The 15,439-nt window shown below is 51.5% G+C and carries 12 protein-coding genes and 1 pseudogene; 5 read left to right on the forward strand and 8 right to left on the reverse strand.

Annotated features, from left to right (window positions below):
- Nucleotides 1-74 precede the first annotated feature (74 nt).
- Nucleotides 75-2,228, forward strand: a pseudogene (locus KTG12_RS03980) (helicase-related protein); the annotation flags it as partial.
- A gap of 63 nt (nucleotides 2,229-2,291) precedes the next feature.
- On the opposite strand, the gene KTG12_RS03985 reads toward KTG12_RS03980, so the two are convergent.
- The 5 genes from KTG12_RS03985 to KTG12_RS04005 all read right to left on the reverse strand — a co-directional run bounded on the left by KTG12_RS03985 (nucleotide 2,292) and on the right by KTG12_RS04005 (nucleotide 6,305).
- Entirely contained in the window at nucleotides 2,292-3,305 is a 1,014-nt protein-coding gene (locus KTG12_RS03985; RefSeq protein ID WP_004295486.1) for a YhcG family protein, read from the reverse strand.
- A gap of 136 nt (nucleotides 3,306-3,441) precedes the next feature.
- Nucleotides 3,442-3,768 (reverse strand): helix-turn-helix domain-containing protein, encoded by a 327-nt coding sequence (locus KTG12_RS03990; protein WP_004295487.1) that lies wholly within the window; start codon nucleotides 3,766-3,768, stop codon nucleotides 3,442-3,444.
- A gap of 3 nt (nucleotides 3,769-3,771) precedes the next feature.
- Complete coding sequence (locus KTG12_RS03995; protein ID WP_004295488.1) at nucleotides 3,772-4,083, reverse strand: helix-turn-helix domain-containing protein; 312 nt, start codon at nucleotides 4,081-4,083, stop codon at nucleotides 3,772-3,774.
- A 398-nt stretch (nucleotides 4,084-4,481) separates the two neighbouring features.
- A complete protein-coding gene (locus KTG12_RS04000; protein ID WP_004303821.1) occupies nucleotides 4,482-5,342 on the reverse strand; it encodes an RteC domain-containing protein in 861 nt (286 codons plus the stop codon).
- Between the two features lie 105 nt (nucleotides 5,343-5,447).
- Nucleotides 5,448-6,305 (reverse strand): helix-turn-helix transcriptional regulator, encoded by an 858-nt coding sequence (locus KTG12_RS04005; RefSeq protein ID WP_005681366.1) that lies wholly within the window; start codon nucleotides 6,303-6,305, stop codon nucleotides 5,448-5,450.
- Nucleotides 6,306-6,736: 431 nt separating this feature from the next.
- Between KTG12_RS04005 and KTG12_RS04010 the strand changes: the two genes are divergently transcribed.
- The 4 genes from KTG12_RS04010 (at nucleotide 6,737) to KTG12_RS04025 (ending at nucleotide 11,678) form a co-directional block, all read left to right on the forward strand.
- Nucleotides 6,737-7,936 (forward strand): acyloxyacyl hydrolase, encoded by a 1,200-nt coding sequence (locus KTG12_RS04010; protein WP_119215288.1) that lies wholly within the window; start codon nucleotides 6,737-6,739, stop codon nucleotides 7,934-7,936.
- 53 nt (nucleotides 7,937-7,989) lie between these two features.
- Nucleotides 7,990-9,312: a tRNA (N(6)-L-threonylcarbamoyladenosine(37)-C(2))-methylthiotransferase MtaB gene (gene mtaB, locus KTG12_RS04015; protein ID WP_119215287.1), complete on the forward strand. Its 1,323-nt coding sequence runs from the start codon at nucleotides 7,990-7,992 to the stop codon at nucleotides 9,310-9,312.
- A 388-nt stretch (nucleotides 9,313-9,700) separates the two neighbouring features.
- On the forward strand, nucleotides 9,701-10,588 hold the full coding sequence (locus tag KTG12_RS04020) for a lysophospholipid acyltransferase family protein (RefSeq protein WP_119215286.1): 888 nt from the start codon (nucleotides 9,701-9,703) through the stop codon (nucleotides 10,586-10,588).
- Between the two features lie 25 nt (nucleotides 10,589-10,613).
- Entirely contained in the window at nucleotides 10,614-11,678 is a 1,065-nt protein-coding gene (locus tag KTG12_RS04025) for a glycosyltransferase family 2 protein (RefSeq protein WP_005637051.1), read from the forward strand.
- Between the two features lie 314 nt (nucleotides 11,679-11,992).
- Here KTG12_RS04025 and KTG12_RS04030 read toward each other — a convergent pair whose 3' ends face one another.
- From KTG12_RS04030 to KTG12_RS04040, 3 genes are read right to left on the reverse strand one after another with little or no spacing between them, the layout of a single operon-like run.
- The gene (locus tag KTG12_RS04030) at nucleotides 11,993-12,637 is read right to left on the reverse strand and encodes a MarC family protein (RefSeq protein WP_005648061.1); all 645 of its coding nucleotides are present in this window, start codon (nucleotides 12,635-12,637) and stop codon (nucleotides 11,993-11,995) included.
- 58 nt (nucleotides 12,638-12,695) lie between these two features.
- Entirely contained in the window at nucleotides 12,696-13,940 is a 1,245-nt protein-coding gene (locus tag KTG12_RS04035) for a PNGase F N-terminal domain-containing protein (RefSeq protein WP_138272537.1), read from the reverse strand.
- 6 nt (nucleotides 13,941-13,946) lie between these two features.
- Nucleotides 13,947-15,392, reverse strand: a complete 1,446-nt coding sequence (locus KTG12_RS04040; protein WP_005637059.1) for a monomeric [FeFe] hydrogenase — start codon at nucleotides 15,390-15,392, stop codon at nucleotides 13,947-13,949.
- Nucleotides 15,393-15,439: the final 47 nt, after the last annotated feature.

A 15,439-nucleotide genomic window follows, 5' to 3' on the forward strand; every position in this document is an offset into this window, starting at 1 on the left:
TGAATTTCAATATATTTAGAATGTCAAACAAAAAAATAAGAAAGTTCTGATAATGGCTCAAATCCAAAATTTCGGATTTATGCCACAAATTCAAGAACCTGACTTTCACGACCCGGCATGACCGGGTGGCGGGCCTCGGAAATCCCGAGGGGTCGCAGCGGGCGCTCAACATGCTTTTCGCGCTGCGTACCATACAGCAGCGCACGGGCCGCGACCTGGGGGCGACGTTCCTCTCGGGAACGACCATCTCCAACTCGCTCACGGAACTGTACCTGCTTTTCAAGTACCTGCGCCCGAAGGAGCTGGAGCGTCAGAATATCCGCACCTTCGATGCCTGGGCGGCCATATTTGCCAAGAAAACCATCGACTACGAGTTTTCCGTGACCAACGAGGTCGTGCAGAAAGAACGGTTCCGATATTTCATCAAGGTTCCCGAACTGGCCATGTTCTACTCCGAGATTACAGATTACCGCTCGGCGGAGGATATAGGGATCGACCGACCGCAAAAGAACGAGATATTGCACAATATCCCGCCGACACCCCAGCAGACGGAGTTCATAGAACGACTGGTGCAGTTCGCCAAATCGGGCGATGCCACGCTCCTGGGCCGCCTGCCGCTCTCGGAGCGGGAGGAAAAGGCGAAAATGCTCATTGCCACAGACTACGCCCGCAAGATGTCGCTCGATATGCGTATGATAGACCCCGAACTATACAGCGACCACGTGGACAACAAGGCGAGCCACTGCGCCCGTATGATTGCCGGTTACTACCGCCGTTTCGAGGCGTACAAAGGTACGCAGTTCGTATTCTCCGACCTGGGAACCTACAAACCCGGAGCGGGGTGGAACGTCTATTCCGAGATACGGCGTAAACTCGCGGAGGATTACGGCATACCCCAAAGCGAGGTGCGGTTCATCCAGGAGGCGACCTCGGAAAAAGCGCGCAAGGAGATGATCGCCGGTATGAACACCGGAAAAATCCGCGTACTCTTCGGATCGACCGAGATGCTCGGGACGGGAGTGAACGCGCAGAAACGCTGCGTGGCGATACACCACCTGGACTGCCCCTGGCGTCCCAGCGACCTGGAGCAGCGCGACGGGCGGGGAATACGCACCGGGAACGAGATCGCCAAACTCCATGCCGACAACAAGGTGGACGTGATATTATACGCCGTCGAGAAGTCGCTCGACGCCTACAAGTTCGGGCTGTTGCACAACAAGCAACTGTTCATCCGCCAGCTCAAGACCAACAACATGGGAAGCCGTACCATCGACGAGGGGGCCATCGACGAAAAGAGCGGCATGAATTTTTCCGAGTATGTCGCCGTCCTCTCGGGAAATACAGACCTGCTGGACAAAGCCCGCCTGGAGAAGAAGATTGCCACGCTCGAAAGCGAACGCCAGGCATTCGTGCGCGGCAAATCATCGAGCCGCTACAAGCTGGAGCAGATCACGGAGAAGATAGAGAAGAACAACGACCTGATACGGCGTATCGGCAAGGATCTGGAACACTTCAAGGCCCGCGTCGAGTTCAACGAGGACGGCTCGTACCGCAATCCCGTGAAACTGAACGGGCTGGAAACCTCCGACCCCAAGCTCATCGGGAAACAGCTCAACCATATCGCCGAAACGGCACGCACGCTCGACAGGCTCGAACCCATCGGGAGCCTCTACGGGTTCGAGCTGCTCGTCCAGAGCGAAACGACCGGGAAAGACGGGCTCGACCTGGTGCAGAACCGTTTTTATGTCCGGGGTGAAGGGGATTATCTATACCAGTATAACTACGGGAATATCGCCTCCGACCCGCGACTGGCGGCGATGAACTTCATCCACGCGCTCGCGACCATCGAGCCGACACTGGAGAAATTCCGGAAAAAGAATGAGGAACTGGAGAAAGATATTCCCGTCCTGCGGGAAGTGGTGGAAAGTTCCTGGCGCAAGGAGCCCGAACTGACGGCCCTAAAAGCTGACCTGACGGAAATAGACCGCAGGATACAGCAAAGCCTCAAACCGATAGAAGAGAGCGAGGGAAAGGAGGCGGAGGAGGATAACGACGTGTGCCGGGAACGGCATGACACGGCGGAAGAGCTCCCGAAGGAAGACAACACGGCGGCCCGTATTCCTTCCCGGCTGCGGCAGATTGCCGACGCCTCCGGGGGGCGCATCGTGATCGCGGGCGTGGGCAGCCCGCCGGAGAACGGCCCTGCGAAGAAAGGGATCAAGATGTAAACGAAAAGCCGACGGAAGTACAGATTTCCATCGGCTTTTTTCATATGTCCGTGAGCGTTGTCGTCACACTTCCTGCAAGAGTGTTTGCAGCTCCTCCTGCGTGGGAAGATAGGTCATGTACTGGGCGGCGAAGACCTGCTTTTCATCTTCGGGCAGCGTATAACGGACGACCGCGTCGTTTTTCTCCGCGCAGAGGACGATACCCACCGGAGGGTTATCCCCGGGATTCATCAACTCACGGGTGTAGTAATTGACATACATCTGCATCTGCCCCAAATCCTGATGGGTCAGCTCCCCGGATTTAAGGTCTATTAAAACGAAACAACGGGCCAGGTAATTGTAAAAGACCAGGTCGATGTAGAAATGCTTGTCATCGAAGGAGATACGCTTCTGTCGCGCGACGAAGGCGAAGCCTTTCCCGAGTTCGAGCATCAAGCGCTGCAAGCGGCTGATGAGCAGTTGCTCCAGATCGGTTTCCAGAAAATGCTCTCCCTGCGGGATACCGAGAAACTCCAGGATATACGGGTCGCGGATGATCTCTTTGGGTTCGACACGTCCGGGTTCGGTACGGGAAATCTCCTCTTTCACAGCTTTCTTGTCTCGGCTGGCCAGCAGGCGGTCATAGAAAAGCGTGTTGATTTGGCGGTCGAGCTGCCGGACACTCCAGTTTTCCTTGACGCACTCGTGCAGGTAAAAATCACGGGCGGCATCGCCCGACACCTTGAGAAGCGTGCGGCAATGCGACCAGCTCAATTTATCACACAGCGTGTGATATTTCGGGTAGCACTGGTAAAACTGCCTCATGTACCGCAGGTTGGTGGCCGTGAACCCGTTTCCGAACTCCGCCACGAGCCGCCTGGAAAGGGTGTTGATGACAGCCTTGCCATATCCGGCACGGTCGGTTCCCTGCTGCTCGTACTCCACTATGTATTTCCCTACCTGCCAGTAAGCCCTCACGAGGGTCGAATTGACATGATGTATCACCTTCGCGCGCGCTTCCTGCAAGATATGGCGCACATTATGCAGCAGCTCTTCCTCCCCTTTGTCGGCAGGATATATTTTATCAGTTTCTTTCATTGCTTCATTATTATATAGGCTTCATTCAGCAAACATACTGATTTTACGGCAAATATCGAGCGGTTGTACCGCCTTGTCGTGCCTTATTCCATGTATCTCCGCGTTTTTCCATGACGCCGGACTCTCGGGACAGGGCCTAACCGGAACCGGCAGGACGATCCTTTTTCAGCTTGCGGAAATTACTGAAGTTACGCTCGATGAACCGCAGGACGTCCGATTCCCGGTAGAAGGTCTTGTGATAGATCATCTCGTAAGGCAGCTCTCCCGAGGTGCGGTAACGCTGGAGTGTGCGCTTGCTGATATTGAGCATACGGCACAGGTCGTAATTGTCCAGAAGACGCTCCCCGTCAGGCAGGATGGAAAGCGGTTGCTCCACGTCCCCCGCGCACAGCTTCTCGATACGTTCCAGCCGTTCCGAGAGCCGCTGCATCCATCCGTCGAAATATTCCTTGTCCAGAAACATGGCCTACTCCTTTGGTTGGTTCTTGCGCCGCACGGAACGCTCCTTCAGCACACGGCGGATTTCCGTGAGGGAATAATACAGCTTCCGGTTGATGGCCGAATAGGTGATCACGTGATCCGAGCGGAGGCGTTGAAGGGTACGCCCGCTGATACCCAGGTAACGGCAGACCTGCTCGCCGTCCATCCATTCGTCGTTTATATACTCCTTATTCCATGCACGCCCCTTTTCAGGGAGAGAGGCGATTGCAGCCTCTATTTTCTCTATACGCCCGACAAGCTCGTTATAGGCTCGCGAACCGATCACTATGATTTTCATACTCCTTTGTTTTTTAGTCTGTTACAAAGGTCGGGCTTATATGGACAGCTTAAAACGAGGTCGGTACGACTTTTTTTTGATAATTTGCAGTGAACTGATTCTCAACGGTTCATGCGGTGAAGAAGGCAGTGTTTTTTACCGAAATCCGCGGCCCGTACTCGGTATTTTTATGGGCAGAAATGCGATAGAATACTGTGATTCAACGCTTAACGGTGTTCTAATCCGGACGGGGCTACAACGGAACACCCGTATCGGCTCCTTATACGGGTGCAAATACGGGCGTTCGGGAAAGTTCCTTTCGAGAGTTACGGGGGAAAACCGACCTCGGTTCTTTTGTTATATACAACGCTGATTATCAGTGTTTCTATAAGGAATAGAGTGCTTTACCGGTTCATATTCTACTCGGAATTGCCGTTTTTCTTGTTTCGCTTCCACGTCTGCATACGTTTAAGCAGGGCCTCTTTCGCCTTGTCAAGCCACGGTGTCGGGTTGTTTCGGATTTTCATATCGCAGAATGTCCTCGAAAGGTTCATGTCGAGGTGTACGTTGAAAGCGTTGGAAATGTAGCTGGCAAGTTGCGTGAGTGGCACATTGCCGAAACAGCCTTTACTGTCGAGCAGGTAAATAAGTTCCGTCAGATCCGTCTTCGAGTCCTGCCATGTCGGACGCACGTCAGACAATGGCAGAACCATGTTCCGGAGGTTCGTGCTCTCCAGTGATTCCAATTCGCCCATAAGATAAACCGACAACATATCGTTGGCCAGGATTTTCGCCACCTTGAAATCCGCGTTTGTCGAAAACTGCGGGTCGAGTTCATAGTAGAAGGTTTCCAGGTATTGCTCCGTGTCGGTCTGCCCGCGCAGGAAATAGAGGCTGTCCAGGTGTGTAGCGCCGCTGCGGAAATAGCGGATAAAGTCAAGGCGTTTCTGCGTGTACGCGTTGATGGCCCGAACATGGGCGTCCAGGTACTCCCGTTGTGCCTCGATACTTCCTACCGGACGGTTCATCTCGATATTGTAGAGCTTGCGGTAATAGATCAGACGGCAAAAAAGACGGGGTTTGATTTCTTTGAAGAACTTTATTTCCTCGTCATCGTTTTGAAAACGGTAGCCGATGATATATTGTTTCAAACGGTCGAACGCTTCTCCCAGGACACGTGACGCTTCAAGCGACTTTTTCAACACGTCGGTATCCCGCGATTCGATACGTTCGATACTCCGCAGGACTTCGCTGTTTAATTTTTCTATAAATGCAATCATAATCCGTCTTGTTACTTTCGCGTATAAAGTTAGCGAATCGAAAAACCGGCGGATTACGATTTTTATCTTTCTCTTCGTTTTTTTATCACGAGGCCGATTTTAATGTCAGATCCGGCCTTCCTGGCGGATGGAAGTGGGATTGCTCCCCATATTCCGCTTGCAAAAGTCCGTAAAGTGGGATTGGGCGGAGAAACCGCACATGTAGGCTATTTCCTGCAACGTGTAGTGTGTCGTCCGCAGCAACTCCCCGATACGTTCGATACGGCGCTGACGTAACCACGAGGAGGCCGAGCAGCCGAAAACCCGCTGGAAACGCCGGCGGAAGGTAATCGTGCTGGAATACCCGCAAACCCCGGCGAGTTCCGTGACGTTATCCGAGGCAAGATAATTCGATTTGACACGGGAGATGAACTCGTAATCGTCCCCCAGGTGCAACAGCTCCTCGAACTCCCCGACATCGGCGGGAGTGAGATGTTCATAAGAGGCGTCGAGCATTTTCAGCATGACAGCAGCGTTACATTCAACGGGCATACCCAATGTCTTACGGGCTTCACGCAGGTAATTCTTAAACCGCAGCCGCAGCGTGTCGTGATGCGGGTAGGAACACTGGAACAGAATGGTGCAGACCGTCCGCAGTTCATCGACACAACAGTAGCCGAAATACCACGTTACAAGACGCTCGACGTAATGGACGGCATGAAACTCCTCCGAAAGCATCAGAAGAAGCAGGAACGGGGTGAAATCCTGGTATTCCCCCGTTATGGGACGGGGTGCTTCGTCAAGCAAGGAGGCAATGTCCCGCATCAGAAGAGAATCTCCCGAGTACGCTTTTATTTGTTCGGAACTGCGGGCATAATCCCGGTAACGCGATATGACCGCCGACAAAGCATTGAACTTCACGGCGTGAACGCCTTCTATAAAGGAAGGGCGAAGACTGTTGTAAATGGATAAGTCGGTTTGCATAAGTCATTTCTATAAAACGGAGCCGCATCCCCTTGTTGCCAAAGCTCCGCAAGTCGTTACTTATGAACCGCTTGGAACACGGTACGAATCCTAATTACAAATATATCGCATCCGACAATCCGGAACAAATATCAGCAGGCAAAAATGAAAATAAACCTCGTTATTTTTGATTTTTACCTGCAATAATATTATATTTGCAAACAAATAAGAGTTGTTTGACAGCATGAGAAATATAGTGTATCAAAGCACTTTACCAATTTCTTATCCGTTGCCTATTCTCATGCGAGTTTCTTTTAATCTATTTGTAGTCAATTAAATACCTTCAGACTACATCAAATATAGCCAGAGTTTAACCAACAGTACAACAATACCCAAAGGTTTGACAAACTAAATTTTTACCTATCTTTGGCAACCGAATAAACGGATGAGACATGAAGAACTGGAAAGTACTTATTACAATATGTGTGTTAGGATGCACTCATATATGTGCACAAGAGACAGGGGCGAACGACACCGTCTCCCGCCATCCGCTCACACACGGGGTCGGTATCGACTTCCGTCCCGTCTACCTCATCCCCACCAATGAGTTCTTTGCCGGCGCAAACGCTGCATGGCAACCCTTGCGTAAGTCCGTGTCGGCACACCTGAAATACTCTTTCCGGTTTCATCCCGATTCGCGCTACGGGAAATTATACCCGCACACGTACCAGGGAATCGGTGTCTCATACCACTCTTTCTTTGACAAGGCCGAGATCGGGACTCCGGTTGCAGTATATGCATTCCAGGGAGCACGCATAACCCGGCTCTCCTCCCGCCTGTCACTGGATTACGAATGGAACTTCGGGGCCTCTTTCGGATGGAAAAAGTACCATCCGGGAACCAACGCCTATAATTATGTTGTGGGGTCAAAGATCAATGCCTATATCAATTTGGGATTCTTGCTGAACTGGCAACTGGCGGCAGGATGGCAACTGACGGCAGGCATCGACCTGAGCCACTTCTCCAACGGAAACACCCAGTACCCCAACGCAGGCGTCAATACCGTCGGAGGCAGGATAGGTCTGGTGCACACCTTCGGAGCAAATGCCGGGACGGTGATGTCAGGCAGGCGGACCACACAACGCATCAAACCTCACATCAGCTACGACATCGTCTTATACGGCGCCTCGAAACGAAAAGGGGTTATCAAGCCCGATGAAGCCTACCTGGCCCCCGGCTCGTTCGGCGTATTAGGATTCAATTTCAATCCTATGTATAACTTCCACCAATATTTCCGTGCCGGAGCATCGCTCGACGTACAATACGACGAAAGTGCCAACATCAAGGAATACGAAGCCGACTACAACGACCAGGCCGAGCACAGGTTTTACCGTCCGCCATTCAAGGAACAATTGGCAGTCGGGCTATCCGTACGGGGCGAACTGGTCATGCCGATCTTCACGATCAATGTAGGCATAGGCTACAATGTTTACCACAAATGCACCGATACGCAAGGGATGTACCAAATCCTGGCGCTGAAAACATCTGTCACACGCAACCTGTTCCTGCACGTGGGATACCAGTTGAGCAAATTCAAAGACCCCAACAACCTGATGTTAGGGATAGGTTACCGGTTCCACAATAAACGATAAGAATATACTATCTCCAAACATTTTCCGTAAATTTGCGCGATAATTAAAAGACAATGATTGATAAGACTGTTTTTGAGAACAAGATAGCCGCATACTATACCTTAGGATGCAAGCTGAATTTCGCCGAAACTTCGACCATAGGGAAAGTCCTTGCCGAACAGGGCGTACGCAAAGCACGTCCGGGTGAAAAGGCCGATATTTGCGTTGTCAACACCTGCTCCGTGACAGAACTTGCCGACAAGAAATGCCGCCAGGCGATCCGCCGGATCGGCAAACAGCACCCAGGGGCGTTCATCGTCGTGACCGGTTGCTACGCCCAGTTAAAGCCGGAAGAGGTTTCCCATATCGAAGGAGTCGACCTTGTCTTGGGAGCCGAGCAGAAGCTGGATTTATTAATGTATCTGGACGATCTGAAAAAGAGAGAAGAGGGAGGCGCCATAATCGCTTCCCGGACGAAAGATATCCGTACTTTCTCCCCTTCCTGCTCGGCAGACGACCGTACGCGCCATTTCCTGAAAGTGCAGGACGGATGCGATTATTTCTGTTCCTACTGCACGATCCCCTTTGCTCGCGGACGCAGTCGCAACGGGACGATCGCCAGCATGGTGAAGCAGGCCGAAGAGGTCGCCTCAAACGGGGGAAAAGAGATCGTGCTGACAGGCGTCAACATCGGCGACTTCGGGAAGAGCACCGGGGAAACGTTTATCGACCTGATCCGCGCCCTCGACGAGGTGGAAGGGATCGTACGCTACCGTATCTCCTCCATCGAACCGAACCTGATCACGGACGAGGCGATCGATTTCGTGGCATGCAGCAGACGTTTCGCTCCTCATTTTCATATTCCGTTACAGAGCGGAAGCGACGAGGTGCTGAAACTGATGCGCCGCCGTTACGACACGACCCTGTTCCGGCATAAGATCGAAAAGATCAAAGAGGTCATGCCGCACGCCTTTATCGGCGTCGATGTGATCGTCGGTACGCGGGGTGAAACGGATACCTGTTTCGAGGAGGCCCGCACCTTTATCGAAAGCTTGGACATCAGCCAGCTGCACGTGTTCAGCTATTCGGAACGGCCGGGTACGCAGGCACTCAAGATCGACCACGTCGTCGACCCGAAAACCAAGCATGCCCGCAGCCAGCAATTGCTGGACATATCCGACCGTAAGCTCCATGCTTTCTACGAAGCGCATATCGGCCAGAAGGCGAATGTCTTGTTTGAACAAACACGCAAAGGAGGCATGATGCACGGCTTCACGGAGAATTATATCAAGGTGGAGATCCCGTACGACCACTCGTTGGTCAATGAAACCCGGCAGGTCATACTGGAAGGTTGGAACGAGGACAAAACGGCGTTAGTAGTAAAGATTATAGAATAAATGATTTATCCGTTACTTTTGGCTTGATCCAAAAGTAGCCAAAAGATCAAGGCTTAACCGACAGTTCTTCTGCAACCCCGTGTCAAGCACGGGGGACAAGCCTGTTCCCACATCAAATGTGGGATCGCAAAGGAGCAGGTAGCATCGGCAATCCCCGAAGAGCCGTCAGGCTCTATTTCCGGCCTAAGCCGGTGAGCGTTAAGCGCAGAGACCGTAGTGAGCGCCCGGAGCGTCTGCTGTCTGAGCGAAGCGAGTTTCAGACGCGACAGTGAACGAAAGGAACGGAGTAGCGAAGCAGCTTTAGCCTTGAACTTTTGGTTACTTTTCTTTCAAGAGAAAAGCTACAGATAAATCAGCATTTACACAAATAAAAACTAATAAAACCATCATGTGGAATAAAATACAATATGCGCTTATCTACAGTTGGGTAAAGGTTCATGCCTTATTGCCGATGTGGGCGCTTTATATATTATCGGATATCCTCTATGTTCTGGTCTATAAGGTCGTCAGATACAGGGTGAAAGTCGTCAGGCAAAATATGAAAGCCTCTTTTCCCGATAAATCGGACACCGAACTGCGCCGGCTGGAACGCGAGTTCTACCATCACTTCGCCGACTACGTGGTCGAGACGATCAAGCTCGCCCACATCTCCCTCGAAGAGTTACAACGCCGGGCTTTCCTGAAAAATCCCGAACTGGTAGACACGCTGATGGAGAAAGGGCACACCTGTTTTATCCTCCTGATGGGACATTACGGCAACTGGGAATGGTTTTCCGGCTCGACTTCCCGTTTCAAGGATTCCCGCATCTACCAAATATACCGCCCCCTCAACAACCAGGCATTCGATCGCCTGTTTTTTAACCTGCGTACGAAATTCGGTTCCTTCGGGATCAAAAAACAGGACACCGTGCGTGATGTCATCACCCTGAAGAAAGACAAAACCCGCTGTGTCGTGATCTTTATCGCCGACCAGACACCGAGCCGGAACAACCTGCACTACTGGACGAACTTCCTGAACCAGGATTCCTCCATCCTGACCGGCCCCGAACGCCTTGCCCGCAAACTGGATTTGCCGGTCATATTCCTCGACACGAAGCAGGTGAAACGCGGCTACTATACCATAGATATGAAACTGGTGACCGAGACTCCCAAAGAGACTCCTGAGAACTGGATTACCGAACAATATGCCCGCTTGATGGAAAAATGTATCTTGCGCAATCCGTCGGGGTGGCTTTGGACGCATAAGAGATGGAAACATAAGAGAGTTGAAAGTTAAATTACAAAAAAAGCACACACACAATATGAAAACAAACGAAAACTTTCAACTTTCAACTTTCAACTTTCAACCGGACAAACGTCTTGCCGTCGTCATCCTAAACTGGAACGGCCGCGCGCTGATGGAAGAATTCCTGCCCTCCGTTGTCGCTTGCACACCCGGCGAATGGGCAGATGTAATCGTTGCCGACAACGGCTCTACGGACGATTCCATCGAGATGCTGAAAACAAAGTTTCCGACGGTCGGCATCATCCGGCTGGACAAGAATTACGGCTTTGCCGAAGGATATAACCAGGCATTGAAGCATATCGGACACGAATACACAGTCTTGCTCAACAGCGATGTCGAAGTCACTCCGGGATGGCTGGATGCACCTATCGCCGCGCTGGACGCCGACAAAACGATTGCCGGCGTCCAGCCCAAGATACGCGCCCAACGGAATAAAGAATATTTCGAGTATGCCGGAGCGGCAGGGGGATATATGGACCGGTACGGCTATCCGTATTGCCGTGGACGCGTCCTGCATGTCGTCGAGAAAGATGCCGGACAATATGACACGCCTGCCGACCTGCTTTGGGCCACGGGAGCCTGCCTGTTCGTCCGTACGGCCACTTACAAAGAGGTGGGCGGCCTCGATGCCGGGTTCTTTGCCCACCAGGAAGAAATCGATCTGTGCTGGCGGCTACGTTCGCGCGGCTACCGGCTGGTCTGTACGCCATCGTCGGTCGTGTACCACGTGGGAGGCGCCACGCTGAATGTCGAGAGTCCGCGCAAGACGTTCCTCAACTTCCGAAACAACCTGCTGATGCTATATAAGAACTTGCCGGAAAAGGATTTGAAGCACGTGATGCATGCACGTTTCTGGCTGGACTATATCGCCGCTGCCAAGTTTCTGCTGACCGGCCATTACCCGAACGCCCGTGCCGTGTATGAGGCCCGGAAGGCGTTCCACGAGCTAAAACCGTCTTACGAACCGGTCCGCCGTGAGAATCTCGCCAAAACAAAACTTTCCGGCATTCCGGAGTTGCGAAAAGGAAGCCTGATCTTAGCGTTCTATTTACAGGGGAAAAAGAGATTCACGGAACTATGAACAGAGAGAATTTTGCAGGCAAACGGACAAGTACGGACAGAACGGACACCCGATATATAAAAATCCCGACATTTTACTAAAACGCTAATAATCAACAAATAACCTCTAAAATCCATTCCAAAAACCACTTTTGGGATGCACGTCTGTTGCAAATCGGATGTCCATAATTTCCAAGTGTCCGTTCTGTCCGCATTTGTCCGCTTTCTATTCCTTTAAAACATAACATCATATTAAACAGGCAGATACAAAAAACAACACTCTTTACCGGACTGTACCGGAGTTGCAAGGGAAAGCAATGCCTTCCCTTGTCTTTTTTACAGGTTCGAGTGCTGCAAAATGTCGATCATGATCGGCTTGAAACCGCTCACGAAACACTCTACGGCGATCACCATCAGAATCAATCCCATCAGGCGCATCATGACGTTATTGCCCGTCTCGCCCATGTAACGGTTCAGACGTGTGGAAGCGCGGAGGATCAGGTAGGTGATAAAATAGATCAATCCGATCGTCCCGATCAAGATGCACTTCTTTGCCAATGTCACGGCATCGTCCATCAGCATCAAGGCATTGGCGATCGCACCCGGCCCGCAGAGCATCGGGATGGCAAGGGGCGTAATGGAAATGTCGTTCACATATGTCTTCACCTCCTCCTCTTTCAGCTTGGCTTTCGCATAGCGTGCCTGCAACATGTCGAAACCGATCGTGAAGATGATAATGCCACCCGCAATACGGAACCCGTTTGTCGAAATACCGAAAAACTTGAACAGGAACTGCCCGGAGAAAGTGAAAACCATCAGCGTTAGGAACGATACGATTGTAGCGCGGCGGACAATGGCACGACGCTGTTCCTCACTCATGCCATTCGTCATGGTCAGAAAGACAGGCATCGTCCCTAACGGATTTGTCAGCGTAAAAAACGAGGTAAAACATAACAGAAAAAAAGGTAACAATGAATCCATAATAATACTATTTTTATAATGTGTCAATAGAATAATGTGCCAATAAAATATCGGCACATTATTTTTCCCATACTAAATAAGCAGACACGAGCCAATGGTTCAGCTTGTTCCCGTCTATCTCTGCTGCTTCGGGAATGCTGACCGTGAAAGTATGCTTGCCCGGCGCGATATCTGTCAAAAGAATCTCTTCAGGCATCACATCCGAACCCGGACACCAGTTGGAACGTGACAGGTCGGATGATCCTAACGGTTCTTCCACTTTCTTTTCCGAATAACCGTCTTTGGCAATATAAGAAGCCAGGCGCTCTTTCAACCACACGCCCGTTGCCGGGTTGAAACGGCGGAAAGAGGCACAATCCGAACGCCAGGGGATGAAGTTCAACACTTCTTTCCCATCGATCGAAACGATATTGCGTTTCTCGACAAATTCATCACCACCGGAATGGCCGCCATGACCGGTCACGATATATTTCAGCCGGACATTACGCACACCGGCGGGAATCTCGAAATCCGTCGACACGTCCCGACGGGCAAAGATATCCGGATAGGTCTGCCCCTCGTAGTAGACCGTATTCATCAACGGCTCCACATGGCGGCGGGTCAGCGGATCATAAGCCAGGCCGGATTCATCCACATCGACCGTCATACTGGCGATATAGCCTTCCGTCGTCCAGGTGTCGATAAAGATGCCAACATAGGCTCCTCCTTCCAAAAGTGGATACAGGTCGGTTATATCCTGTTCCCAGCTGACGCTATCTTCCCAATGGTCGATATAGACCGGCTTACGGTTATGCGTCAGACTGTCGTCGGGAGCACTGAAATGTCCTACCCCGAAAGGTGTCATGAAACGCATCAGTTCGACCGTCGGTTTATAATCTTCGCCCGCAACGATCCCGACCATGTGTTCCAGCTTCGTACTATCCACTTCCGGGAACTGCTTTTCTCCCTTAGCGATGTTCAGCAGGTTGATGCCCGACTCTTTCGGCAGGACGAAACAGGAACCGGATTTATCCCAGCGGTCGCCGTTGGAGGCAATCGTCACCTTCAATTTGACAAACACATTGCGTTCGTATTCGGGCAACGTTATTTTCTTCAGGATGATACGCCCGTTCACCAGATGGTAAATGCTGTCCGCCCCCGGCGCATTATAGGCTTCCGGATAGATATCCGGTGCAAACCGTACGGGCGTATCGTCAAACACACGTACGGTAAAGTCTCCTTTCGCAGGAATCTCCCGCGGTCCGCATGCCGTCAGCAATAACGCTCCCGCCAGCGAAAAGAGTAAAACAATCTTCTTCATCATTTGCGTTTAGTATTTAGTAAGCTCTTTAAGCAACTGTTTCTGCCCGGCAGACCGGTCGCCATGCACACACGGACCGGTCACACAACCGCCTTCACAGGCCATCACCTCGATAAATTGTCCCGGAGCCTTGCCTGTCTTAGCGTATGCACGCAACAATGCGACGTTCTTCTTCGTAAGGTTGGCCACTTGGATCGTATTCAAGCTAGCATCCTGGTCTTCTTTCAAGTAGACCTTCACCGCATTGATCACACCGCCTGCTTGTGCAAATCCATGTGCCTCACGTACGGAGTTACGCAAGACGGTGAACGGTTGTGCCTCTTCGATCTTGATATCCATACCGGCCAACACGGAACCGACCTCTTCGAACGTGAGCGTAAAATCCACACAGGGGTCCATCTTCACTTCTTTCCGCTTCGCCACGCACGGGCCGACGAACACGATCTTGGCATCCGGATATTTCTCCTTCACGATCCGGGCGGTGTAATACATCGGCGAACCGGTAGTCGAAATATATTTTTTCAAGTCCGGGATATGTTTCTCGGCAAGCTGAATATAAGACGGACAACAACTGGTCGTCATAAACGGTTGGCCTTCCGCCAACTTTTCTTTCAGTTCTTCGGCTTCGTGGCGGGTCGTCTCCATCGCTCCCTGCGCCACTTCCACAACTTCAAGGAAGCCCAGTGACTTGATGGCACCGTAGACCTTCTCCACCGGAGCCGCAAACTGGGCCAGGATGGACGGGGCGACAATGGCTACCATCGGTTCCTTGTTGCGCAGGCGTTGCAGGATGTCAAACACCTGGGATATCTCGAATATCGCCCCAAAAGGACAGGCGTTCACGCATTTGCCGCAATAGATACATTTGGATTCGTCGATATGTTCCACCCCGTACTCGTCCTTGCTGATCGCCTTCACCGGGCAAACTTCCTCGCAAGGGATCGGGATATACACGATAGCATGATAGGGGCAGTTTTGGTGGCATTTGCCGCAACTGATACAGGTATCATGGTCGATCTCCGCCTGCCCGTTCTTCTTGAAGCGGATCGCGTCTTTCGGACAGTTCATATAACAGCTGCGCGCCACGCAGCCACGGCAAAGGTTCGTAATCTCATAGTTCACCTGTACGCAGGACGAACAGGCTTCATCCACCACGCACATCAGGTTCTCTTTCTTGTTTTCCGAACGCAGCAACGCTTGTTTGGCGTATTCAGACAAAGGGGTCAGCTCGTCGACCTCGTCCTGCATATCGAATCCGAGCAGCGGCAATGTCTTGTACTTCCACACAGCCCGTTCTTTGTGCACACAGCAACGGCCGATGACTTTCGACTTACGGGGACTCAACTCGATAGGCAGACGGTCTATCTCTTCGAGCAGACGGTTTTCCTTCCAAAGTTTCACTAACTTCGCCAGCAATCCGTGGCGGACAATCATTACATTGTTGGTAAATGCCATGGTGAATATATTATTTGTGCTTTAGGCTACAAAGATACGGAGCATAC

This window comes from Parabacteroides sp. MSK.9.14, assembly GCF_019041495.1.
Classification (GTDB): Bacteria; Bacteroidota; Bacteroidia; order Bacteroidales; family Tannerellaceae; genus Parabacteroides; species Parabacteroides merdae.